The organism is Klebsiella sp. w6 (assembly GCF_033100215.1).
GTDB classification, from domain to species: domain Bacteria; phylum Pseudomonadota; class Gammaproteobacteria; order Enterobacterales; family Enterobacteriaceae; genus Klebsiella; species Klebsiella variicola.
Genome location: NZ_CP136907.1, coordinates 4,625,598 through 4,647,686 on the forward strand (window position 1 = coordinate 4,625,598; position 22,089 = coordinate 4,647,686).

The following is a 22,089-nucleotide window of genomic DNA, read 5'->3' on the forward strand; positions in this document are numbered from 1 at the left end:
GAGCATTGTTATCTGCTTCACACTTTCCCCTCCATAGCTGATATATCCATATCGTTAACGAGTTCCTGCAACGTATTTCCCTCGATAGCAGCCAATAATTCTCTCCATACTGCAACGGAGAGACCGCACATGGCAGACAATAGACTATCAATAAAGGAAAAGATTGGTTACGGGATGGGTGATGCCGGATGCAATATCATATTTGGCGCCATCATGCTGTTTGTTAACTATTTTTATACCGATATCTTCGGCCTGGCGCCGGCGCTGGTCGGCGTACTGCTGTTGTCGGTGCGCGTCATCGATGCGGTGACCGATCCGATTATGGGCGCCCTTGCCGACCGTACCCGAAGTAAATATGGCCGCTTTCGTCCATGGCTACTGTGGATTGCCTTCCCCTACGCCCTGTTCAGCGTGCTGATGTTCACTACTCCTGAGTGGACCTATAACAGCAAAGTTATCTATGCGTTCGTGACCTACTTTCTGCTGTCGGTGACCTATACCGCGATTAACATCCCCTACTGCTCGCTGGGAACGGTGATGACTGCTGATCCGAAAGAACGCGTTGCCTGCCAGTCCTATCGTTTTGTGATGGTGGGTATCGCCACGCTGCTGCTGTCATTGACGCTGCTGCCAATGGCCGACTGGTTCGGCGGCGCCGATAAAGCGAAGGGCTACCAGATGGCGATGACCGTGCTGGCCTTTATCGGCATGTGTATGTTCCTGTTCTGCTTCGCTACCGTGCGTGAACGCATACACCCGGCGGTGCAGACGAATGATGAACTGAAAAAAGACCTCAAAGACGTGTGGAAAAATGACCAGTGGGTGCGCATCCTGCTGCTCACGCTGTGCAACGTCTGCCCGGGCTTTATTCGCATGGCCGCCACCATGTATTACGTCACCTGGGTGATGGGACAAAGCACCCATTTTGCCACCCTGTTTATCAGCCTCGGCGTGGTCGGGATGATGATTGGCAGCATGCTGGCGAAAGTCCTCACCGACCGCTGGTGCAAACTGCAGGTTTTCTTCTGGACCAACATCGTGCTGGCGATTTTCTCCTGCGCCTTCTATTTCTTTAATCCGCACGCCACCACGCTGATTATGGTGCTCTACTTCCTGCTCAACATCCTGCATCAGATCCCCTCTCCGCTGCACTGGTCGCTGATGTCCGACGTTGACGACTATGGCGAGTGGAAAACCGGTAAGCGCATCACCGGCATTAGCTTCTCCGGCAATCTGTTCTTCCTCAAGGTCGGCCTGGCGGTCGCCGGAGCAATGGTAGGTTTCCTGCTGTCATGGTACGGCTACGACGCCGGCGCGAAAGCGCAAAGCGCCTCCGCCCTCAACGGCATCGTGCTCCTATTCTCGGTCATCCCCGGCGTCGGCTATCTGATCACCGCCGGCGTGGTGCGCCTGCTGAAGGTTGACCGCACCCTGATGCGCCAGATTCAAAGCGATTTAGAGAAGCGCCGCAGCAACTACAGCGAGCTGAACGAATACCAGGAACTGAAAACCAGTGAACACGTAAGGAAAGCCTGATGAACAACTGGCCAAACCCCTTTATTGAACAGCGCGCAGACCCCTTTATTCTGCGCCACCTTAATCACTACTACTTTATTGCCTCGGTACCGGAATATGACCGGCTGGAGATCCGGCGCGCGGCCACCCTTGAAGGATTGCGCGATGCTGAGCCGGTAGTGGTCTGGCGCGCGCCGCAAAGCGGGCCGATGAGCCAGCTGATTTGGGCGCCGGAGCTGCATGAAATAGACGGTAAGTGGTATATCTATTTTGCCGCCACCCATACTCACGATCTGGATGCGCTGGGGATGTTCCAGCATCGCATGTTCGTTCTCGAGTGCGCCGACAACGATCCGCTGACCGGTCGCTGGCAGGAAAAAGGCCAGGTGGTCACGCCTTTCGATACCTTCGCCCTCGATGCCACTACTTTTATCCATCAGGGCAAACGCTGGTATCTGTGGGCGCAAAAATCCCCGCATATCGAAGGCAACTCAAACTTATATCTTGCTGAAATGGCCAACCCGTGGACGCTAAAAGGCGAGCCGGTCATGCTGAGCAAGCCGGAGTTCGACTGGGAGTGCCGGGGATTTAAGGTCAACGAAGGTCCTGCGGTGCTGGTGCATGGCGATAAGCTGTTCATCAGCTATTCCGCCAGCGCCACCGATGAAAACTACTGCATGGGGTTACTCTGGATCGATCTGCAGGCCGATCCGCTGCAGCCGACGAACTGGCATAAAGCCCCGCAGCCGGTCTTTCGTACCAGCTATGAAAACCGCCAGTATGGCCCGGGCCATAATAGTTTTACCCAAACGCCGGAAGGGGAAGATGTGCTGGTGTATCACGCGCGGAATTACACCGAGATAGAAGGCGATCCACTGTATGACCCCAATCGCCATACGCGGTTAAAACTCGTCAGCTGGAGGGAGGACGGGATGCCCGACTTCGGCATCCCGCCGGCGGATACGCTGTAGCGGTTCGGAATGAAGCCCGCTGACGCGGTTCTGCAGGCCGGGTCAGGCGAAGCCGCCACCCGGCAGCAAGAGTCCCGCAGGTGCATGCATCGTGGCAGGCTGAACGCGGGCTCAGGCCGTTAAACCAGGGTGCCGTAAATCGTCAGCAGCGCCATGATCACCACCACCACCAGCGAGGTTTTCTTGGCCATCGACACCGCGGCCTTCGGGGTCGCCACTTTATCCACGTGCGGTTCACGAGCCAGGGAATACTGCGCCAGGCGGGTCAATACCTGATACTGCGATGAATGGCGGTCGCCTAACGATGCAAACCACGCCGGGAGCGCTTTCTCTCCATGCCCCACCAGAGCATAGACAACCCCCACCAGACGCACCGGCAGCCAGTCCACGATATGCAAGAGACCATCGATCCCAGACTGCAAACGGTGATGCGGCGTCTGGTAGCGCGCCAGCCACGTCTGCCAGGCGCGCAGGACGCTGTAAGCGATAAGCGTCAGCGGCCCCCACGCGCCCCCCACCACAAACCAGAAAAGCGGCGCCAGGTAATATCGATAGTTAATCCACAGCAGCGCATTTTGCAGTTCGCTAAGGTATTCACGCTCATCGCAGCCCGGCGGTACGCCGTGGATCAGCGTCAGCTCGCTGGCCATGGCATCGCAGGCGCGACTGTCATTGCGCGACGCCGCTTTCAGATAGGCATGATAATGCAGCCGAACCTTGCCTGCCCCGATGCACAACAGGCCCAGCAAGATCCAGAACACCAGCAGAGGTACGTTAAATAGCTGCCCCTGCAGCAGGCGCTGAATGAGATACACCACCGCGACAGCCACCACCGTCATCAGCAGCGTGCCCAGCAGCGAAAAATGTTTTATCCGGCGGAACACCACCTCCAGCCGATGATCAAGCTGCCAGTGTTCGCCCAGCTTAAACAGCCGTTCGGCGATAAGCACCAGCAGCGTCGTAAACAGCGTCATGATGTCTCCTTATCTGACGGCGCACTGAGTAGCGCCCGGAATTTTATCCAGTCAAAGGCCGGTCCTGGATCGGTTTTCCGCACGGGCGCGATATCGCTGTGGCCCGCGATGTTTTCGGCGATAGCCGGGTAAATCGTGATCAGCAGTTCCGTCACCGCCGCCAGCTGCTGGTACTGCGCATCGGTATACGCCAGGGTATCCGTGCCTTCCAGCTCAATGCCAATGGAAAAGTCATTGCAGCGTTCTCGCCCCTGATAGCAGGAGACCCCCGCATGCCACGCACGCTTATCGAAAGGCACATACTGCACGATTTCGCCATCACGGCGAATCAGACAATGTGCCGAAACGCGCAGATGAGCAATCTCGGAAAAGAAAGGATGCGCATGGGGATCCAGGGTGCCAGTGAACAGCGCATCAATCCACGGACCACCAAATTCACCCGGTGGCAGGCTAATGTTATGCACCACCAGTAAGGAAGGGGCTTCTTCATCCGGACGGCAGTCATGGTGCGGCGAGGGAACCCGACGCGCGCCGACCAGCCATCCCTCGTTCAACTGCATGCGGGATCTCCTTTCGCGAACTCATGCTTCCGGGCCACACGCCGGCCCAAAGGATGAAGTGTGTATGGTACTGAAACGTCGTTCAGGTTAGCATGTTTCCCACTTCTGAATCTTATCTATCTGGAGCTTTATCATGTCGCCTCGTCGTTACAACCCCGACCGCCGCCGTGACGTGCTGCTGGAACGTATTAACCTCGATATTACCGATGCTGTCGCACACTCCCTGCGGGAAGATTTGGGCGGCGAAGTCGACGCCAACAACGATATTAGCGCGCAATTATTGCCGCAGGATGCACGCTCCCATGCGGTGGTCATTACCCGCGAAGATGGCGTCTTCTGTGGCAAACGCTGGGTGGAAGAGGTCTTTATTCAGCTCGCCGGTGACGACGTGAATATCACCTGGCACGTGGCCGACGGCGATGCGGTCAAAGCCGACCAGCCGCTGTTCGAGCTGGAAGGCCCGTCGCGTATTCTGCTCACCGGCGAACGCACGGCGCTGAACTTTGTGCAAACTCTCTCCGGCGTCGCCAGCGTCGTCCGTCGCTACGTCGACCTGCTGGCTGGCACCAAAACCCAACTTCTGGATACCCGTAAAACGCTGCCAGGGCTGCGTACCGCGCTGAAATACGCGGTACTCTGCGGCGGCGGCGCCAACCACCGCCTGGGCCTGTTCGACGCTTTCCTGATTAAAGAAAACCATATCATCGCCTCCGGTTCGATCCGTCAGGCGGTGGAAAAGGCGTTCTGGCTACATCCTGATGTGCCGGTGGAAGTGGAAGTGGAAACCCTGGATGAGCTGGAGCAGGCGTTAAAAGCCGGGGCGGACATCATTATGCTCGATAACTTCACCACCGACCTGATGCGCGAGGCGGTGAAAATCACCGCAGGCCAGGCGGCGCTGGAGGTCTCCGGTAACGTCACCTTCGACACCATCCGCGAATTTGCCGACACCGGCGTCGACTATATCTCCGTCGGCGCCCTGACCAAACATGTGCAGGCGCTCGACCTGTCGATGCGTTTTCGCTAAGCAATTGGCCTTCACGCTGCCGGGCGTGAGGGCCTGAATTTGCGAGCCGACTCGCAGCCGTTCATGCCCACCATGTAAGCAAAGTAAAAACCCTGGAATCTGGTTTCCCGGATCGTTTTCGCCTTCTCGCCTGACATCCCGAATCCCGTCACAGTGCTCCTGTCACAACAAGGAGCGACTTATGGATAAACAACGTGGTTTCACCCTGATTGAACTGATGGTGGTCATTGGGATCATCGCTATTCTCAGCGCAATTGGCATCCCGGCCTACCAGAACTACCTGCGTAAAGCCGCCCTCACCGACCTGCTGCAGACCTTTGTCCCCTATCGGACGGCCATCGAACTTTGCGCGCTCGATCATGGCGGCCTGACGCCATGCGACGGCGGCAGCAACGGCATTCCCTCGCCGACAACCACACGCTACCTCTCCGCTATGAGCGTGGCCAAAGGGGTCGTCACCCTCACCGGCCAGGAAAGCCTGAACGGACTGGGCGTCACTCTGACGCCGACCTGGGATAACGCCGAGGGCGTCACTGGCTGGCAGCGCGTCTGCACTATCACCGGCAACAGCGCCCTTCAGCAGGCCTGCGAAGACGTCTTCCGGGTGAAGTAAGGGCAAACACATGAAAACAGAACAGCTGATCCCTCTCTGTCGCCGCTATCACGCCATGTTGCTGCATAGCGACGAGCAGACGATATCCATTGCGGTGGTCGATACCCCACCGGCGGAGCTGATGGAGGCGCTGCGCTTCGCGACACAAAAGCGAATCGATATTGAATGCTGGAGCCAGGAACAGATGGACAAGCGTCTGCAGGCCCAGGAAAAGCAGGCGCAACTGGCGCAAAACGCGGGGCCGGAAAATATCGCCGAACGGGTCAACCAGATCCTCGAACAGGCTCTGCGTCAGCGGGCGTCCGATATTCATATCGAACCCACGGAAACGCATTTACGCATCCGCCTGCGGGTCGATGGCGTCCTCCATGCCCTGCCGTTGCTGGCCCCCGAGCTGGCGGCACCGATTATCGCGCGACTCAAGGTCATGGCCAGTCTCGATATCGCCGAGCATCGTTTACCACAGGATGGTCAGTTCGCGCTGAACCTCGGCGGACGACCGCTCTCCTTTCGCATCGCCACTCTACCCTGCCGCTATGGCGAAAAAATTGTCCTGCGTCTTCTGCATCAGGTTGACCAGGCCCTGGATCTGGAGGCCCTCGGACTCTCCTCTTCCCAGCTGGCGGCTTTTCGCCAGGCGCTTAATCAGCCGCAGGGTCTACTGCTGGTCACCGGCCCGACCGGAAGCGGTAAAACGGTGACCCTCTACAGCGCCCTGCAGGCCAGAAACCGGGAGCAAGTGAACATCTGTAGCGTCGAGGATCCTCTGGAGATCCCCATCGCCGGGATGAATCAGACGCAAATTAATCCGCGTTCCGGGCTCACCTTTCACAGCGTACTCCGAGCCCTGTTACGCCAGGATCCGGATATTGTCATGGTAGGCGAGATTCGTGACGCCGAGACCGCTGAAATAGCCCTGAAAGCCGCCCAGACCGGCCATCTGGTGCTTTCCACCCTGCACACCAACTCCACCAGCGAAACCCTCACCCGCCTGCAGCAGATGGGCATCGCCCGCTGGATGATATCTTCAGCGCTCTCGCTGGTTATCGCCCAGCGCCTGGTCCGCAAGCTGTGCCCCCACTGTCGGCGCAATGTCGGTAGCGCCGCCGACCTGCCGCACAGCCTGTGGCCACGCCCGCTGCCGCGCTGGCAGGCGGCTGGCTGCGAACACTGTTATCACGGTTATCACGGCAGGCTGGCGCTGTTTGAGGTCATGCCTGTCACCCCCGGGTTACGCCAGGGAATAGTCCAGGGGCTGAATGCCATTGAGATTGAATCTCTGGCGCGAGCCGCGGGGATGATGACGCTTTTTGAAAGCGGTTGTCAGGCTATCGAACAGGGGCTGACCAGCCTTGAAGAGGTGGTGCGGGTGCTGGGGATCCCCCATGGCGACTAAGCGTCTCTGGCGCTGGCGCGGTATCGATGCGCACGGCGCCCCTTGCCAGGGGATGCTATGGCAAGCCAGTCGTCTGGAGGTGCTGCACGACCTTCAGCAGCAGCGCGTCATGCCGCTGGCCGTGCGCCGCTGTGCAGTGAAGCTGAATCTCTGGCACCCACGCTACAGTAGCGAAACGATCCGTCAGCTCGCCACCCTGCTGCAGGCCGGCCTGCCGCTGGCGGACGGTTTATCTCTGCTGGCGCAGCAGCAACCACACCCGCAATGGCAAGCGCTGCTTGAGTCCCTGGGCCGCGAACTGGCTCAGGGTGTAGCTTTCACTACCGCGCTGGCGCAGTGGCCGCAAGCCTTTCCGCCGCTTTATCTGGCGATGATTAGCACCGGCGAACTGACAGGCAAGCTCGATATTTGCTGCCAGCAGCTGGCCAACCAACAGCAGGAGCAGCAGCGGCTCGCCGGCAAGGTCAAAAAAGCGCTGCGTTACCCGCTGATCGTACTCGCCCTGGCGCTGCTGGTGGTGCTGGGGATGCTCTATTTTGTCCTGCCCGAGTTCACCGCCATCTACCAGACGTTCAGTACGCCGCTGCCGCTGTTGACGCGGATGGTCGTTGCGGCAGGCGACATGCTAAGTCGCGGCTGGCCGCTACTGCTGGCCCTTTTCCTGAGCCCGCTGCTGCTCAACCAGCTGGTCCGGCGGCGTAGCGACTGGTTGCTGCGTCGCCAGCGATTGCTGAACGCGCTCCCTCTCATCGGCCCCCTGATCGGCGGCCAACAGCTGAGCCTGATCTTTACCATCCTGGCGTTAACCCAAAGCGCCGGTATTAGCTTTCTGCAGGGTTTGCAAAGTGTTGAAGCAACTCTGTCGTGCCCACTCTGGCGCCAGCGCCTGGCGCAAGCCCGTACGCTGATAGCCCAGGGGGAACCGATTTGGCAGGCGTTAAGCCGGTGCGGCGGTTTTACTCCGCTGTGCCTGCAGCTCATCCGTACGGGTGAAAGCGCGGGGGCGCTGGATCAAATGCTGGAAAATCTGGCGCACCATCATCGAGAGCAAACGCATCAGCGAGCCGACAGTCTGGCTGCGCATCTCGAACCCATCATGCTGGTGATAACCGGTTCACTGGTCGGCATTCTGGTGGTGGCGATGTATTTGCCCGTTTTTCATCTGGGCGATGCCATTGGCGGGGCGGGAGGGTGAGATACGCTGGCGCAGCACAGGCGCCAGCGAAGCCGCTTACAGGCTATTGAATATCCGGTTCTCTTGTTCCTGAACGCGGATAAAGGTCGTCCGTTTGGTCAGCTCTTTCAGACGCGACGCGCCAACATAGGTGCAGGCTGAACGCAGGCCGCCAAGGATATCGCGAGCAGTATTATCCACCGGGCCACGCAGCGGTAGCTTAACGGTTTTACCTTCCGCCGCGCGGTATTTCGCGACACCGCCCACATGGCGCGTCATCGCCGACTCGGAGCTCATGCCATAGAACAGCATGAATTTTTCCCCGTTCTCTTCAACGATGGTTCCGCCGCTCTCTTCATGGCCCGCCAGCATGCCGCCGAGCATCACGAAATCGGCGCCGCCGCCGAAAGCTTTCGCCACATCACCCGGCATGGTGCATCCCCCGTCGCTGATGATCTGGCCGCCCAGGCCGTGCGCCGCATCAGCGCACTCGATCACGGCGGAGAGCTGCGGATAGCCGACGCCAGTTTTGACGCGGGTAGTGCAGACGGAACCCGGGCCAATCCCGACTTTCACAATATCGGCGCCGGAGAGGATCAGCTCTTCGCACATTTCACCAGTGACCACATTTCCGGCGATAATGGTTTTCTGCGGCCAGGCTTCACGGGCTTTCGCCACAAACTGCACGAAGTGCTCAGAGTAGCCGTTAGCCACGTCGATGCACACAAATTTCAGTTGCGGATTCTGAGAGAGGATCTGTTGCGTCTTTTCGAAATCCGCATCGGAAGTGCCGGTGGAAACCATCACATGCTTGAGGACATCTGCGGATGCGCCCTGTACAAACGCCTGCCATTCCTCAACGGTGTAGTGCTTGTGTACCGCAGTCAGAATACCAAAAGTGGCCAGCGCTTTCGCCATACTGAAGGTGCCGACGGTATCCATGTTGGCCGCAATAATTGGCACACCGGACCAGGTCTGGCCTGAATGTTTGAAAGTGAATTCACGTTCCAGCTCAACATCAGAACGGCTTTTGAGAGTAGAGCGTTTCGGGCGGATAAGAACGTCTTTGAAACCAAGCTTCAGATCTTCTTCAATACGCATGTGCGAATTCCTGGGGTTAATTGCATTATTGTGAGAGCACAACTCCAGTGACGTTATCATACGCACGAATCAGGCCTGCGCAAGACTGCGATTTTCACTTTTTTTACGCTACAATCGTATAAATTTACCTGGTGAATGGAGAAAAAAGCGCTTATGCCTTTCCTCGCCAGCGTATTATTTTTAACCATTTGATTTTCTTGATTAAAAGAAACAGAATAGCGGGCGGCGATCCCGGTTGGCACGTGACTATCACGACATGATCACTATCACCTCTCCGACGTGCGGCCAGTCATCGCTGTCTGAATGCAAAAAATACGAGCAATCCGTTTCAGGGTCAGAAGATATGGGGTACACAGTCGCGTTAACAGGTGGGATCGGCAGCGGTAAAAGCACGGTCGCCGACGCCTTCGCGCAGCTCGGGGTTAACGTTGTTGATGCCGATGTTATCGCCCGCCAGGTGGTCGAACCTGGCACCCCAGCGCTCCAGGCCATCGCCGGCCACTTTGGGTCGCAGATGATTGCCCCCGACGGCACGCTGAACCGCCGCCTGCTGCGGGAAAAAATTTTTGCTCACGTGGAGGATAAAGCCTGGCTTAACGCGCTGTTGCATCCGCTGATCCAGCAGGAAACGCGCCGCCAGATGCAGGCTGCTACCTCCCCTTATCTCCTCTGGGTCGTACCTTTGCTGGTCGAAAACCGCCTGTCCGGTCAGGCCGATCGCGTACTGGTCGTCGATGTGCCAAAAGAAACGCAGATCGAACGCACCATGCTGCGTGACAAGGTCAGCCGCGAACATGCTGAACATATTCTTGCCGCTCAGGCCACGCGCGAGCAGCGCCTGGCCGTCGCGGACGATGTTATTGAAAACACTGGCACGCCGGATGCAGTGGCATCGGATGTTGCCCGCCTGCACGAAAAGTATTTAATGCTGGCATCGCAGGCCGCCTCACAGGAAAACTCGTAATGCATACCCCCGTTCTGTTTGAACATCCTCTTAATGAGAAAATGCGTACCTGGCTGCGCATCGAATTTCTGATCCAGCAAATGGCTTTCCATCCGATGATTGCCACTCATGCCGATGCGCTCCATTTTTTCCGTAACGCCGGCGATCTGTTGGATGTGCTGGAGCGTGGCGAGGTGCGTACCGACCTGGTTAAAGAACTGGAGCGCCAGCAGCGCAAGCTCCAGTCCTGGGCTGAAGTACCGGGCGTCGATCAGGAGCGCATTAACGAACTGCGCCAGCAGCTGAAGCAATCCTCCAGCACCCTGATGGCCGCGCCGCGTATTGGCCAGTTTCTGCGTGAAGATCGCCTGATTGCGCTGGTGCGTCAGCGCCTGAGTATTCCAGGCGGCTGCTGCAGCTTCGATTTACCGACCCTGCATATCTGGCTCCATATGCCACAGGCGCATCGGGACGAGCAGGTGGCCAGCTGGCTCGCCAGCCTCGATCCGCTGATCCAGTCCCTGAACCTGATCCTCGACCTGATCCGTAACTCTGCGCTGTTTCGCAAACAGACCAGCCTCAACGGCTTTTACCAGGATAATGGCGAAGATGCCGATCTGCTACGTCTGCGTCTCGATCTGGCTCACCAGCTGTATCCGCAGATCTCCGGCCATAAGAGCCGTTTCGCTATCCGTTTCCTGCCGCTGGACAGTGAGTATGGGATCGTGCCGGAGCGCTTTGATTTTGAACTGGCCTGCTGCTAAGGAGATAACATGTCTGAAGAGACCATCGTCAACTGCCCGACCTGCGGCAAAAACGTGGTGTGGGGCGAGCAGAGTCCCTTTCGTCCATTCTGCAGCAAGCGCTGTCAGCTGATCGATCTGGGAGAATGGGCCGCAGAAGAGAAACGCATCCCCAGTGCGGGCGATCTCTCCGACAGCGATGACTGGAGCGAGCAGCAGCCCTGATTTACCGGCACGCTAACCCGATAATTATCGGGTTAGCGTTGTAGCCTGACGCTCAGCCCAGGCCGATAAGTTTGTTGATAACCGGTTCATTCGCCGGGGGGAACGCCTCTGGATCCAGTGTCTGACCCGCCATCCACCGTCCCGGTTGCCCTTCTTTGCCCCATGGCTCGCCTTGCCAACTTTCCACAAGGAAAAACCACAGCGTTATATGGCGGTCAGGGAACTGATACTCCAGCTTATCGAATAGCGTTGCAGACCTTACCGTAATTCCAACCTCTTCCTGCAGCTCGCGAATTAGCGCCTGCTCCGGCGTCTCATCAGATTCAATCTTCCCGCCCGGGAACTCCAGCTTATTCGCCATATGGGCATCAGCGGCGCGCTGGGTAATAAAGATTTCGCCTTGCGGATTGCGAATTATCCCGACGGCGATTTGCAGTTTTTTCATTGAATCAGCTCCATAAAAAAGGCGCAGAACTCTGCGCCTTTGTTTTTTTATCAGGCCTTAGCTCAGACGGCCGTGGCACTGTTTATATTTTTTACCGGAACCGCACGGACAGGGATCGTTACGCCCCACTTTACGCTCGCCGGTTTGTGCCGCCAGATCCTCGGCAGCGGCCTCATCATCGCTCTGATGGCTGAGCTGCTGCATCTGCGCCAGGCGCTCGGCTTCTTCACGACGCTGTTGCTCCATCGCTTCGACTTCTTCCGGCATACGCACCTGGACTTTGCTCAGGGTGCTAATCACTTCATACTTCAGTGACTCCAGCATCGCAGCAAACATAGAGAACGATTCGCGCTTGTACTCCTGCTTCGGATCTTTCTGCGCATAGCCACGCAGATGGATACCCTGACGCAGATAGTCCATCGCTGCCAGGTGCTCTTTCCACAGGGAGTCCAGGGTCTGCAGCATCACACCTTTCTCAAAGTGACGCATCATCTCGGCACCGACCACTTCTTCTTTACGCTGGTAAGTTTCTACCGCGCTCTGCAGAATACGTTCACGCAGGGTCTCTTCATGCAGCTCCGGCTCTTTATCCAGCCACTCTTTGATCGGCAGATCGAGGTCGAAGTCGTTTTTCAGACGCTCCTGCAGGCCTTCAATATCCCACATCTCTTCCAGCGACTGCGGCGGAATATGCGCATCGATAGTCGCTTTAAAGACGTCTTCGCGGATGCTGTTGATGGTTTCGCTGACATCAGACACGTCCAGCAGTTCGTTACGCTGAGTGTAGATCGCGCGGCGCTGGTCGTTAGCCACATCATCATATTCCAGCAGCTGCTTACGAATATCGAAGTTACGGCTTTCCACTTTACGCTGAGCGTTGGCGATAGCCTTAGTTACCCACGGGTGCTCGATGGCTTCACCCGGCTTCATCCCCAGTTTGCGCATCATGCCGGACACACGATCGGAGGCGAAGATACGCATCAGGGCATCTTCCATCGACAGGTAGAAGCGAGACGAACCGGCATCACCCTGACGACCCGCACGGCCACGCAGCTGGTTATCGATACGGCGTGATTCATGACGCTCAGTACCGATAATGTGTAGACCGCCTGCGGCCAGAACCGCATCATGGCGCACCTGCCAGTCCGCTTTGATTTTTTCAATCTGTTCCGGCGTCGGATTTTCCAGCGCGGCGACTTCCGCCTGCCAGCTACCGCCGAGCATAATATCGGTACCACGACCCGCCATGTTGGTGGCAATGGTCACCGCTGCCGGATAACCCGCCTGGGCGACGATATCCGCTTCGCTGGCGTGGAACTTGGCGTTCAGTACGTTGTGTTTGATGCCGGCTTTGGTCAGCTCGCGCGAAACTACTTCGGATTTTTCGATCGAGATAGTCCCCACCAGCACCGGCTGGCCGGCAGCGGTGCGGGTTTTAATATCTTCGATAATCGCCTGAATTTTTTCCGCTTCGGTCATATAGACCAGATCCGCCATGTCCTTACGGATCATCGGACGGTTGGTCGGCACGACAACGGTATCCAGCTTATAGATAGAGCTGAATTCGAAGGCTTCGGTATCCGCTGTACCGGTCATCCCCGCCAGTTTCTCGTACAGGCGGAAGTAGTTCTGGAAGGTGATAGAGGCCAGAGTCTGGTTTTCGTTCTGGATCTCCACGCCTTCTTTGGCTTCCACCGCCTGGTGCAGACCATCGGACCAACGGCGGCCTTGCATCGTACGGCCAGTGTGCTCATCGACGATGATAACTTCGCCATCTTTAACGATGTAGTCAACGTCGCGGGTGAACAACGCATGGGCGCGCAGCGCGGCGGTCACATGGTGCATCAGCATGATGTTGGTCGGGGAGTACAGCGACTCACCTTCTTCCATAATGCCTTCCTGCACCAGCAGCTCTTCGATGAGCACCAGACCGCGTTCGGTCAGGTTAACCTGGCGGGCTTTCTCATCAACAGAGAAGTGGCCTTCACCGGTAAAGGTATCCGAATCCTCTTTTTCCTGACGGATCAGGTGCGGGATGATTTTGTTTACCTTACGGTACATTTCAGAGCTGTCTTCCGCCGGACCGGAAATGATCAGCGGGGTACGCGCTTCGTCGATCAGGATGGAGTCCACCTCATCCACCAGCGCATAGTGCAGTTTACGTTGAACGCGCTCTTCCGGGCTGAAGGCCATGTTGTCGCGCAGATAGTCGAAGCCGTATTCGTTGTTGGTGCCGTAGGTAATATCGGCAGCGTAGGCTTCACGCTTCGCCGGCGCCGGCAGACCGGACATATTGATGCCCACGCTCATACCAAGGAATTCGAACAGCGGACGGTTGTTTTCGGCGTCACGCTGCGCCAGATAGTCGTTGACGGTCACCACGTGGACGCCTTTACCGGTCAGCGCGTTGAGGTACGCCGGCAGGGTCGCGGTCAGCGTTTTACCTTCACCAGTACGCATCTCGGCGATGCAGCGATCGTTAAGCACCATACCGCCCAGCAGCTGGACGTCGAAGTGGCGCATGCCGAACACACGCTTACTGGCTTCGCGAACGACGGCAAAGGCTTCCGGGATCAGGTTTTCCAGCACTTCGCCTTTTTCCAGGCGCGCGCGGAATTCAGCAGTTTTCGCTTTCAGCTCGTCATCAGAGAGTTTTTCCATCGCCGATTCCATGCCGTTGATGATATTGACAACTTTGCGCATACGACGCAGCGTACGGTCGTTACGGCTGCCGAAAACCTTAGTTAACATTTTAATAAGCATAATAAAATCTCAAACGCCCCGCGGTGCGGAGTCACAAAAAATAGGATGGTCCGTGGTTATTTTCAGCTGAGACGTTGAGGTCCTGCGCGGATCCCCGCCACCTGGCTAATCCAGGCGCTCACGCGGAAGGCAGAATATGAGGAAGAGATGTAAGCCACCTGGCGGATCACCACCGGCGGCGTGCTGTCCTGGGTCAGCAGCGCGCTGAGCGTATCAAGCAGCGCCAGATGTTGGGCCTGCAGCGGGGAAGTTTCTTCCGCCACCGGCAATGCCTGTGGCGCCATCGCGAAGGAGAGATGACGAATAACGGTGCGAATGGCGTGCTGATGCCAGTAGTCGACGGTAAAGTTCGGCCGACGATTACTCTCCAGCAGCGCCAGCTGAGAGAAGTTAACTTTGCTCGGATTATGGTTGCTGGACGTTGCCTTCGCCGGCGTCGCAGTTTCGTGGCTGTTGCTAAGCGCGGGCAGGCCGAAGCTGGCCGCGACCATCCCCAACAGGAGATGCGGCCAAAAATACCGTCTGCCAAACTGTCGCCAGCGCGTCAGCAATCCACTCACTTTCATTACCTTTCGTTGGTATACCCGTCGTCGTTCAGGCCGCCTCTTAATTAGCGTTTTTTGCAGGACACCCTGACATCCACGGGGTAAAGCAACCCGGAGAAATAATTTTGCGCTCAAATACTAACATTATTACCGCGCTGAGGCAGCATGAATGAAGGCGATTGCCCGGGGAAAACGCTTAATAAAACAGCGAACGCGCGCTAATTATTGCCCGACAATCACTGCGAAAAATAACTGGAAGGGGTTATAAAAGAAAAACGACTGGTTCCCTGGTCGGAGAGAGTACCAGGTTACCAGTCGAATTTACTGAATGGTCAGGCTTACGCCAGAACCATCGACGGTGCGCGGAACGCCATAGGCAGTTTTGCGTCGTCTTCGAAGGTCACATACTCCCAGGCTTCCTGTTTTGCCAGGACCGCCTGCAGCAGTTTGTTATTCAACGCGTGACCCGATTTGTACGCCGTGAATGCGCCGATAATGTTGTGACCACACATAAACAGGTCACCGATCGCATCCAGCATTTTGTGGCGAACAAATTCGTCTTCAAAGCGCAGACCGTCTTCGTTCAGTACGCGATAATCGTCAACAACGATGGCACAATCGAAGCTGCCGCCCAGGCACAGGCCGCGGGACTGCAGATATTCGATATCGCGCATAAAACCGAAGGTACGCGCACGGCTAATCTGACGCATGAACGCATCGGCCGAGAAGTTCAGCGTATAGCGCTGGGTGCTGGCATCAATCGCCGGATGGTTAAAATCGATGGTGAAATCCAGCGAAAAACCATTGTACGGTTTGAATTCAGCCCATTTGTCGCCATCTTCGACGCGAACCGTCTCTTTGATACGAACAAATTTCTTGGCGCAGTTCAGTTCATCGATGCCGGCGTCCAGCAACAGATAAACGAACGGAGCCGCACTGCCGTCCATAATCGGGATTTCCGGCGCATCGACTTCAACAATAATGTTGTCGATACCCAGGCCAGCCAATGCGGCGTTCAGGTGTTCAACCGTAGAAATCCGCACGTCATGCTCATTAACCAGGCAAGTACAGAGCATGGTATCACGCACAGATTTGGCATCAGCCGGAAAATCTACCGGTGGATTCAAGTCGGTGCGACGATAGATGACCCCGGTATTTGCCGGCGCAGGGCGTAACGTCAGTGTGACTTTCTTGCCGGTATGCAAACCGACACCAGTCGCCTGAACGATACGTTTAAGAGTCCTTTGTTTGATCATCGTATAATCTCGCCAATTTACCTATCCAACCGAAGTGTACACCACTATCGGGAGGCCAGTTTAGCACAAAGAGCGCAGATGCCCAACTTCCAGTCGATTCTTAATCGGCTTGCTTACGCAGGAAGGCTGGGATATCCAGATAATCCGGCTCTTTCGCGGTTTGCGGCGTATTGTCGTTCACCACTTTTGCTGCCGGCTTCTGCTCTTGCGTCAGCGGCGACATACCGTGCTGCTGGTAGCGATCCATCACCGGCTGCTGAACCTGTTTGTTGGTCACCAGGGTAATTTCCGGACGCTTGTCCATGCCGATACCAGTCGCCACCACGGTCACGCGCAGCTCGTCGTTCATATCCGGGTCCAGAGAAGTACCGATAACCACGGTCGCGTTATCCGACGCAAAGGCACGGATGGTGTTACCCACGGTTTCGAACTCATCCAGACGCAGGTCGAAGCCCGCAGTAATGTTAACCAGTACGCCGCGCGCGCCGGACAGGTCGATATCTTCCAGCAGCGGAGAAGAGATAGCCATTTCAGCCGCTTCTTCCGCACGGTCTTCACCACTCGCCACGCCGGAGCCCATCATCGCGTAGCCCATTTCTGACATCACGGTACGGACGTCCGCGAAGTCGACGTTCATCAGGCCCGGACGCGTAATCAGTTCGGCGATACCCTGCACCGCGCCTTTCAGTACATCGTTTGCCGCGCCGAACGCGTCGAGCAGAGAAATACCACGGCCGAGTACTTTCAGCAGCTTGTCGTTCGGGATGGTGATCAGTGAGTCAACGTGCTTGGACAGCTCGGTGATCCCCTGCTCAGCAAACGCCATGCGCTTCTTGCCTTCGAAATTAAACGGCTTCGTGACCACCGCAACGGTGAGGATACCCAGATCCTTCGCCACTTCCGCAACCACTGGCGCCGCACCGGTACCGGTACCGCCGCCCATACCTGCCGCGATGAACACCATGTCTGCGCCATCAAGGGCCGCACGCAGCGCTTCGCGGTCTTCGTCCGCCGCATTGCGGCCGACTTCCGGGTTCGCGCCCGCACCCAGACCTTTGGTAATACCGCTACCGATCTGGATAGTCTGGCCAACAGCCGTTTTACGCAGCGCCTGCGCATCGGTGTTCACCGCGAAGAATTCAACACCCTCAATGCGCTCGCGCACCATGTGTTCAACGGCGTTACCGCCGCCGCCACCGACGCCGATGACTTTAATCACCGCGTCGTTGGTCAGTTCCATAGGTTCAAACATAGTTTCTCTCCGTCTTGTGCCTGTCGCCTGAGAACGCTAATTGTCTGCGTTCTCTTAAAAAATTAAAACTCTTTTCGCAGCCAGCTGTTGAGTCGTTTAATCCACGAGCCCACTGACGCCGTCACGCGTTTTTCGACTTCCGCTTCACCACTCAAATGTGACTCTTTGCCGTAGTGCAGCAGCCCAACCGCCGTCGAATAATACGGCTCCTGGGCGTAATCCGTTAAACCAGTAATGTTCAGCGGCGCGCCAATACGCACCTGGGTATGGAATACCCGCTGCGCACAGGCCGCCAGGCCTTCAATTTGCGCCGCGCCGCCGGTTAACACAATCCCGGCCGCCAGATGATGTTTGACACCCTGCTGGCGAAGCTGTTCCTGCAGCTGTAGGATCTCTTCGTTGACCAGATTAAGCAGCTCGGTATAGCGCGGTTCAATCACCTCTGCCAGCGTCTGACGCTGCAGGCTGCGCGGCGGACGTCCGCCTACGCTCGGGACTTCGACGTTTTCGTCTTTACCGACGATGGAACCTAATGCGCAACCGTGACGAACCTTAATCGCTTCGGCATCGCTCGGCGGCGTACCAAAGGCATAGGCGATATCGCTGGTCACCACGTTCCCGGCGTACGGGATCACTTTGGTGTGACGCAATGCGCCGCCGGTGTAGACGGCGATATCCATTGTACCACCGCCGATGTCCACGACGCAGACGCCCAGCTCACGTTCGTCTTCTGTTAATACCGAATAACTGGCCGCTAACCCGGCGAAAATAAGTTGGTCAACTTTCAGACCGCAACGTTCCACCGCTTTAACAATGTTTTTCGCCATATCGTTATGGCAGGTAATCAGATGCACCTTCGCCTGCATACGCACACCAGACAGCCCTACCGGATTTTTAATCCCTTCCTGGTAGTCGATGGCATATTCCTGCGGAATCACGTGCAGGACGCGATGTTCATCGCGGACGCGAACCGACTTCGCGGTGTGGACCACGTTCTCAACGTCATCCAGCGTCACTTCTTCTTCCGAAATCGGTACCATCCCGATTTCATTCTGACAGCTTATATGTTTACCCGAAAGTGCCAAATAAACTGATGAAATCTGGCAATCCGCCATCAGTTCGGCCTGGTCGATGGCGCGCTGTACGCATTTCACCACCGACTCGAGGTCGTTCACACCGCCTTTATCCATACCACGTGATGGGCAACTGCCCACGCCGATGATATTAATCATGCCGTCGGGCAGAACTTCCCCTACTAAAGCGGCCACCTTAGCGGTGCCAATCTCCAGTCCAACTACCAGTTTTCTGTCCGTCGCCTTGATCATTGTTGTTCTGCCTGTGCCTGATTCTGTTGTTGATTAGTTTCCTCTACGGGAGCAGGTACCCAGCCCACTGCCGCCCCCGAGTCATAACGCAAATCAACGTAGCTAATCCGTTTGCCGTCGGTCTGCGCCTGCTGCTGGAGAACCGGGTAGAGTTCCATAAAGCGCTGAAGCCGTTTCATGGTATCGCCACGGCCAAGGTTGAGCTTAATGTCATTATTAAGCGTCAACTGCCAGGAGCGACGGGCGGTCATCGCCGCCACTTTCAACGTGAATTTATCCTTTGCCAGCACCTGCCCCATGTCACGATACCCTTGCAGCACTTCGTTCTCGCTGCCTTCCGGGCCGTATAACATCGGTAAATTCTGTTTGCTGGTGCGATCCGCCGGTACGCTGAAGGCATTTCCTTCTGCATCCACCATATGTTGATCATTCCAGCGCGCAATCGGCACATATTCAACCAGATGAATCTTCAATTCATCGGGCCACTGCTTACGGACGCTCGCCTGCTTAATCCACGGCAAGCGTTCAATTTGACTCTGAATAATGTTCACATCCTGAGTCATGAAAGTACCCGGTGAACCCAACGCCAGAATCGCCTGGCGGATGTCATCATTGCGCGTATAGTGACGCTCGCCGGTCACCACCATCTTCGACAGCGGCAAGCGCTGCGCATCTTCCATCCAGCCAAGAACCATCCACCCGCTGACCAGCACGGTAAACAGCACCGCCAGCAGGAAAACGATCCCTGCCAGCCGCGTTCCATTACTCCGACGCGAAGAAGAAACGTCCTCTTCATGGTTCCGCGTATTCAGCGCAGCCTGCGACATATCACCCCGCCAGGTCCAGAATTCGTACAACAAGCTGGGAGAAGCTCATTCCTGCCTGACGCGCCGCCATCGGTACAAGGCTATGGCTGGTCATGCCCGGGGAAGTATTTGCTTCCAGCAGATAAAACTGGCCATCGCTGTCCAGCATCACGTCAATACGGCCCCAGCCTTTACACCCCAGAACATTCCAGGCTTTAAGCACCAGGCTCTGGATGTCTGACTCACGCGCGGGATCTTCAAATCCAGGGCAGAAATATTGCGTCTCATCAGACAGATACTTCGCCTCATAATCATAGAAGGTTCCCGCGGCCTGGATACGTATTGACGGTAAAATTTCTTCACCGACGATGGCGACGGTAAATTCCGGCCCACTAAGCCATTTTTCGACCAAAACTTCATCATCATGCTGAAAAGCCAGCGCCAATGCACTCGGTAAATCACAGCTTTCGCTGACTTTCGACATCCCGACGCTGGAGCCTTCACGGCTCGGCTTGATGATGACCGGCAGGCCCAGCGCCGCAATCTGTTGTTCAACGGCAGCAGAAAGTCCTGCAGTAAACTGGGCGCGGGTCAGCGCGACCCACGGCGCGACCGGCAATCCCGCCCCCTGCCACAGCCATTTGCTGCGCAGTTTATCCATCGACAGCGCAGAGGCCATCACCCCGCTGCCGGTATAAGGCAACTGGATCAGATCCAGCAGCCCCTGCAATGTGCCATCTTCCCCGCCGCGGCCATGGAGGGCAATAAACGCTTTCTTAAAGCCCAGATTTTTTAACTGGGTAATATCGATGTCGCGCGGGTCGACCGGATGGGCATCCACCCCGCCTTCACGCAGCCCGGCCAGCACCGCGGCGCCTGAATTCAGCGACACTTCACGTTCAGCGGAGGTTCCACCGAAAAGCACCGCGATTTTATCAGCCATGGCGCTCTTCCTCCGTTTTTTGCGGAGCCAGTTTGATTTCAGCCAGGTGACGGGCAATTTTTCCGATATTGCCCGCGCCCTGCACCAGCACTAAATCGTTACCGGTCAGCACCGACGCCAGCATCTCCGCGGCCTGGGCCGGGTCAGAGACCAGGATTGGGTCAACTTTACCGCGACCGCGGATCGTACGGCACAGTGAGCGGCTATCGGCGCCCGGGATCGGCGCTTCGCCCGCCGGATAGACATCCAGCATCAGCAGCGCATCGACCTGGGTCAGCACGTTGGCGAAATCGTCATACAGATCGCGGGTACGGGTATAACGGTGCGGCTGGAACAGCATCACCAGATTTTTATCCGGCCAGCCAGCGCGCGCGGCTTTGATGGTGGCGTCCACTTCCGTCGGATGGTGGCCGTAGTCATCGATCAGCATCGCGCTGCCCGGCTTGCCGTTGACTTCCGCCAGCGGAAACTCGCCAAGAAAATCAAAGCGGCGTCCGGTTCCCTGGAAACTTTCCAGCGCGCGCAGGATCGCCTGGTCGTCAATTCCCTCTTCCGTCGCCACGGCCACCGCCGCCGCCGCGTTCAGCGCGTTATGGCGACCCGGGGCATTGAGCGTGACCTGCAGGATCTCTTTATCCTGACGCACCAGGCGAAAATGGCCTTGAGCCCCAAGCTGACGGTAGTCCTCGACGCGAACGTCGGCGTCGTCGCTAAAACCGTAGGTGGTGATCTGCCGGCCTACGCGCGGCAGCAGTTCACGAATAACCGGATCGTCCACGCACATCACCGCGCGTCCGTAGAACGGCAGGTTGTGCAGGAAGTTAATAAAGGTCTGCTTCAGATTTTCGAAGTCGCCATGGTAGGTATCCATATGGTCGGCTTCGATGTTGGTCACAATCGCGACCATCGGCTGCAGATGCAGGAACGACGCATCGCTCTCATCCGCTTCCGCAATCAGATAACGGCTATGGCCGAGACGGGCATGCACGCCCGCCGCTTTCACCAGCCCGCCGTTGACGAAGGTCGGGTCGAGCCCGGCTTCGGCGTAAATACTGGACACCATCGCGGTGGTAGTGGTTTTGCCGTGAGTTCCGGCAATCGCAATCCCGTGGCGGAAGCGCATCAGCTCCGCCAGCATTTCCGCACGGCGGATCACCGGAATGCGCGCTTCGTGTGCGGCAACGATTTCCGGGTTATCTGCGGAAATCGCGCTGGAAACGACCACAACGCTGGCATCGCGAACGTTTTCCGGGCGATGGTTGAAATAAATAGTGGCGCCAAGCTGCGACAGCTGTTGGGTCACCGGATTCGGCGCCAGGTCGGAGCCGCTGATCTGGTAACCTTCATTAGCCAACACTTCGGCAATACCGCCCATACCGGCACCGCCGATGCCGACAAAGTGAATGTGCCGGACGCGACGCATCTCGGGCACTATGGAACGCAGTTTTGCCAAATCTTGTGTATTCATTCTTTACGCCATCAACTTCTGTCATTCGGGCGGTGAAAATCACC

21 protein-coding genes are annotated in these 22,089 nt (G+C 56.9%); 9 read left to right on the top strand and 12 right to left on the bottom strand.

Annotated elements, in window-relative coordinates; translation table 11 throughout:
- Window positions 1-129 precede the first annotated feature (129 nt).
- Window positions 130-1,536, top strand: a complete 1,407-nt coding sequence (locus R0140_RS22680; protein ID WP_008807414.1) for a glycoside-pentoside-hexuronide (GPH):cation symporter — start codon at window positions 130-132, stop codon at window positions 1,534-1,536.
- The gene (locus R0140_RS22685; RefSeq protein ID WP_022066122.1) at window positions 1,536-2,486 is read left to right on the top strand and encodes a glycoside hydrolase family 43 protein; all 951 of its coding nucleotides are present in this window, start codon (window positions 1,536-1,538) and stop codon (window positions 2,484-2,486) included. The genes R0140_RS22680 and R0140_RS22685 overlap by 1 nt, the downstream gene beginning before the upstream one ends.
- Window positions 2,487-2,605: 119 nt before the next feature.
- Here the strand turns inward: R0140_RS22685 and ampE are convergent, their stop codons facing one another.
- Together ampE and ampD are read right to left on the bottom strand one after the other, a co-directional pair.
- A complete protein-coding gene (gene ampE / locus R0140_RS22690) occupies window positions 2,606-3,460 on the bottom strand; it encodes a beta-lactamase regulator AmpE (RefSeq protein ID WP_012542846.1) in 855 nt (284 codons plus the stop codon).
- On the bottom strand, window positions 3,457-4,020 hold the full coding sequence (ampD, locus tag R0140_RS22695) for a 1,6-anhydro-N-acetylmuramyl-L-alanine amidase AmpD (protein ID WP_032732514.1): 564 nt from the start codon (window positions 4,018-4,020) through the stop codon (window positions 3,457-3,459). The genes ampE and ampD overlap by 4 nt, the downstream gene beginning before the upstream one ends.
- Before the next feature lie 133 nt (window positions 4,021-4,153).
- On the opposite strand from ampD, the gene nadC reads away from it, so the two are divergent.
- The 4 genes from nadC to hofC all read left to right on the top strand — a co-directional run bounded on the left by nadC (window position 4,154) and on the right by hofC (window position 8,251).
- Window positions 4,154-5,047 carry a carboxylating nicotinate-nucleotide diphosphorylase gene (nadC, locus tag R0140_RS22700; protein WP_002888684.1) on the top strand — a complete coding sequence of 298 codons (894 nt, stop codon included), beginning with the start codon at window positions 4,154-4,156 and terminating at the stop codon, window positions 5,045-5,047.
- 181 nt (window positions 5,048-5,228) lie between these two features.
- Window positions 5,229-5,660: a prepilin peptidase-dependent pilin gene (gene ppdD, locus R0140_RS22705; RefSeq protein WP_002888683.1), complete on the top strand. Its 432-nt coding sequence runs from the start codon at window positions 5,229-5,231 to the stop codon at window positions 5,658-5,660.
- A 10-nt stretch (window positions 5,661-5,670) separates the two neighbouring features.
- The gene (gspE, locus tag R0140_RS22710) at window positions 5,671-7,056 is read left to right on the top strand and encodes a type II secretion system protein GspE (RefSeq protein ID WP_016160298.1); all 1,386 of its coding nucleotides are present in this window, start codon (window positions 5,671-5,673) and stop codon (window positions 7,054-7,056) included.
- Entirely contained in the window at window positions 7,046-8,251 is a 1,206-nt protein-coding gene (hofC, locus tag R0140_RS22715) for a protein transport protein HofC (protein WP_022066124.1), read from the top strand. The genes gspE and hofC overlap by 11 nt, the downstream gene beginning before the upstream one ends.
- A 36-nt stretch (window positions 8,252-8,287) precedes the next feature.
- On the opposite strand, the gene R0140_RS22720 is transcribed toward hofC, so the two are convergent.
- Window positions 8,288-9,331, bottom strand: coding sequence for a GMP reductase (locus R0140_RS22720; protein ID WP_012542849.1), 1,044 nt, complete (start codon window positions 9,329-9,331; stop codon window positions 8,288-8,290).
- 343 nt (window positions 9,332-9,674) lie between these two features.
- Here R0140_RS22720 and coaE point away from each other — a divergent pair, with 343 nt between their 5' ends.
- The 3 genes from coaE to yacG are packed head-to-tail and all read left to right on the top strand — an operon-like array spanning window position 9,675 to window position 11,242.
- Complete coding sequence (gene coaE, locus R0140_RS22725) at window positions 9,675-10,295, top strand: dephospho-CoA kinase (protein ID WP_008807423.1); 621 nt, start codon at window positions 9,675-9,677, stop codon at window positions 10,293-10,295.
- A complete protein-coding gene (gene zapD, locus R0140_RS22730) occupies window positions 10,295-11,038 on the top strand; it encodes a cell division protein ZapD (RefSeq protein WP_008807424.1) in 744 nt (247 codons plus the stop codon). The genes coaE and zapD overlap by 1 nt, the downstream gene beginning before the upstream one ends.
- A gap of 9 nt (window positions 11,039-11,047) precedes the next feature.
- Window positions 11,048-11,242, top strand: coding sequence for a DNA gyrase inhibitor YacG (gene yacG / locus R0140_RS22735; protein ID WP_008807425.1), 195 nt, complete (start codon window positions 11,048-11,050; stop codon window positions 11,240-11,242).
- A gap of 52 nt (window positions 11,243-11,294) precedes the next feature.
- Here the strand turns inward: yacG and mutT are convergent, their stop codons facing one another.
- The 9 genes from mutT to murC all read right to left on the bottom strand — a co-directional run bounded on the left by mutT (window position 11,295) and on the right by murC (window position 22,045).
- On the bottom strand, window positions 11,295-11,687 hold the full coding sequence (mutT, locus tag R0140_RS22740; protein ID WP_012968936.1) for an 8-oxo-dGTP diphosphatase MutT: 393 nt from the start codon (window positions 11,685-11,687) through the stop codon (window positions 11,295-11,297).
- A 57-nt stretch (window positions 11,688-11,744) separates the two neighbouring features.
- Entirely contained in the window at window positions 11,745-14,450 is a 2,706-nt protein-coding gene (gene secA / locus R0140_RS22745; protein WP_032740426.1) for a preprotein translocase subunit SecA, read from the bottom strand.
- 62 nt (window positions 14,451-14,512) lie between these two features.
- On the bottom strand, window positions 14,513-15,010 hold the full coding sequence (gene secM / locus R0140_RS22750; protein ID WP_049245540.1) for a secA translation cis-regulator SecM: 498 nt from the start codon (window positions 15,008-15,010) through the stop codon (window positions 14,513-14,515).
- Window positions 15,011-15,333: 323 nt separating this feature from the next.
- The gene (gene lpxC / locus R0140_RS22755) at window positions 15,334-16,251 is read right to left on the bottom strand and encodes a UDP-3-O-acyl-N-acetylglucosamine deacetylase (RefSeq protein ID WP_002888632.1); all 918 of its coding nucleotides are present in this window, start codon (window positions 16,249-16,251) and stop codon (window positions 15,334-15,336) included.
- A 100-nt stretch (window positions 16,252-16,351) separates the two neighbouring features.
- Complete coding sequence (gene ftsZ, locus R0140_RS22760; RefSeq protein WP_002888628.1) at window positions 16,352-17,503, bottom strand: cell division protein FtsZ; 1,152 nt, start codon at window positions 17,501-17,503, stop codon at window positions 16,352-16,354.
- A 62-nt stretch (window positions 17,504-17,565) separates the two neighbouring features.
- Entirely contained in the window at window positions 17,566-18,828 is a 1,263-nt protein-coding gene (gene ftsA / locus R0140_RS22765; protein WP_004204343.1) for a cell division protein FtsA, read from the bottom strand.
- Window positions 18,825-19,655, bottom strand: coding sequence for a cell division protein FtsQ (ftsQ, locus tag R0140_RS22770; RefSeq protein ID WP_008807429.1), 831 nt, complete (start codon window positions 19,653-19,655; stop codon window positions 18,825-18,827). Before ftsQ ends, ftsA begins: the two co-directional genes overlap by 4 nt.
- 1 nt (window position 19,656) lies before the next feature.
- Window positions 19,657-20,577 (bottom strand): D-alanine--D-alanine ligase, encoded by a 921-nt coding sequence (locus R0140_RS22775; protein ID WP_008807430.1) that lies wholly within the window; start codon window positions 20,575-20,577, stop codon window positions 19,657-19,659.
- Window positions 20,570-22,045 (bottom strand): UDP-N-acetylmuramate--L-alanine ligase, encoded by a 1,476-nt coding sequence (gene murC, locus R0140_RS22780; protein ID WP_008807431.1) that lies wholly within the window; start codon window positions 22,043-22,045, stop codon window positions 20,570-20,572. Before murC ends, R0140_RS22775 begins: the two co-directional genes overlap by 8 nt.
- Between the last annotated feature and the right edge of the window lie 44 nt (window positions 22,046-22,089).

Excerpts from the sequence above, each read along its gene's own strand:
- R0140_RS22680 (WP_008807414.1), top strand. The coding sequence starts at position 130 with ATGGCAGACAATAGACTATCAATAAAGGAAAAGATTGGTTACGGGATG.
- ppdD (WP_002888683.1), top strand. The coding sequence starts at position 5,229 with ATGGATAAACAACGTGGTTTCACCCTGATTGAACTGATGGTGGTCATT.
- lpxC (WP_002888632.1), bottom strand. The coding sequence starts at position 16,251 with ATGATCAAACAAAGGACTCTTAAACGTATCGTTCAGGCGACTGGTGTC.
- murC (WP_008807431.1), bottom strand. The coding sequence starts at position 22,045 with ATGAATACACAAGATTTGGCAAAACTGCGTTCCATAGTGCCCGAGATG.
- nadC (WP_002888684.1), top strand. The coding sequence starts at position 4,154 with ATGTCGCCTCGTCGTTACAACCCCGACCGCCGCCGTGACGTGCTGCTG.
- yacG (WP_008807425.1), top strand. The coding sequence starts at position 11,048 with ATGTCTGAAGAGACCATCGTCAACTGCCCGACCTGCGGCAAAAACGTG.
- zapD (WP_008807424.1), top strand. The coding sequence starts at position 10,295 with ATGCATACCCCCGTTCTGTTTGAACATCCTCTTAATGAGAAAATGCGT.
- hofC (WP_022066124.1), top strand. The coding sequence starts at position 7,046 with ATGGCGACTAAGCGTCTCTGGCGCTGGCGCGGTATCGATGCGCACGGC.
- ampD (WP_032732514.1), bottom strand. The coding sequence starts at position 4,020 with ATGCAGTTGAACGAGGGATGGCTGGTCGGCGCGCGTCGGGTTCCCTCG.
- ftsZ (WP_002888628.1), bottom strand. The coding sequence starts at position 17,503 with ATGTTTGAACCTATGGAACTGACCAACGACGCGGTGATTAAAGTCATC.
- ftsA (WP_004204343.1), bottom strand. The coding sequence starts at position 18,828 with ATGATCAAGGCGACGGACAGAAAACTGGTAGTTGGACTGGAGATTGGC.
- R0140_RS22720 (WP_012542849.1), bottom strand. The coding sequence starts at position 9,331 with ATGCGTATTGAAGAAGATCTGAAGCTTGGTTTCAAAGACGTTCTTATC.
- ampE (WP_012542846.1), bottom strand. The coding sequence starts at position 3,460 with ATGACGCTGTTTACGACGCTGCTGGTGCTTATCGCCGAACGGCTGTTT.
- mutT (WP_012968936.1), bottom strand. The coding sequence starts at position 11,687 with ATGAAAAAACTGCAAATCGCCGTCGGGATAATTCGCAATCCGCAAGGC.
- R0140_RS22775 (WP_008807430.1), bottom strand. The coding sequence starts at position 20,577 with ATGGCTGATAAAATCGCGGTGCTTTTCGGTGGAACCTCCGCTGAACGT.
- coaE (WP_008807423.1), top strand. The coding sequence starts at position 9,675 with ATGGGGTACACAGTCGCGTTAACAGGTGGGATCGGCAGCGGTAAAAGC.
- secA (WP_032740426.1), bottom strand. The coding sequence starts at position 14,450 with ATGCTTATTAAAATGTTAACTAAGGTTTTCGGCAGCCGTAACGACCGT.
- ftsQ (WP_008807429.1), bottom strand. The coding sequence starts at position 19,655 with ATGTCGCAGGCTGCGCTGAATACGCGGAACCATGAAGAGGACGTTTCT.
- gspE (WP_016160298.1), top strand. The coding sequence starts at position 5,671 with ATGAAAACAGAACAGCTGATCCCTCTCTGTCGCCGCTATCACGCCATG.
- R0140_RS22685 (WP_022066122.1), top strand. The coding sequence starts at position 1,536 with ATGAACAACTGGCCAAACCCCTTTATTGAACAGCGCGCAGACCCCTTT.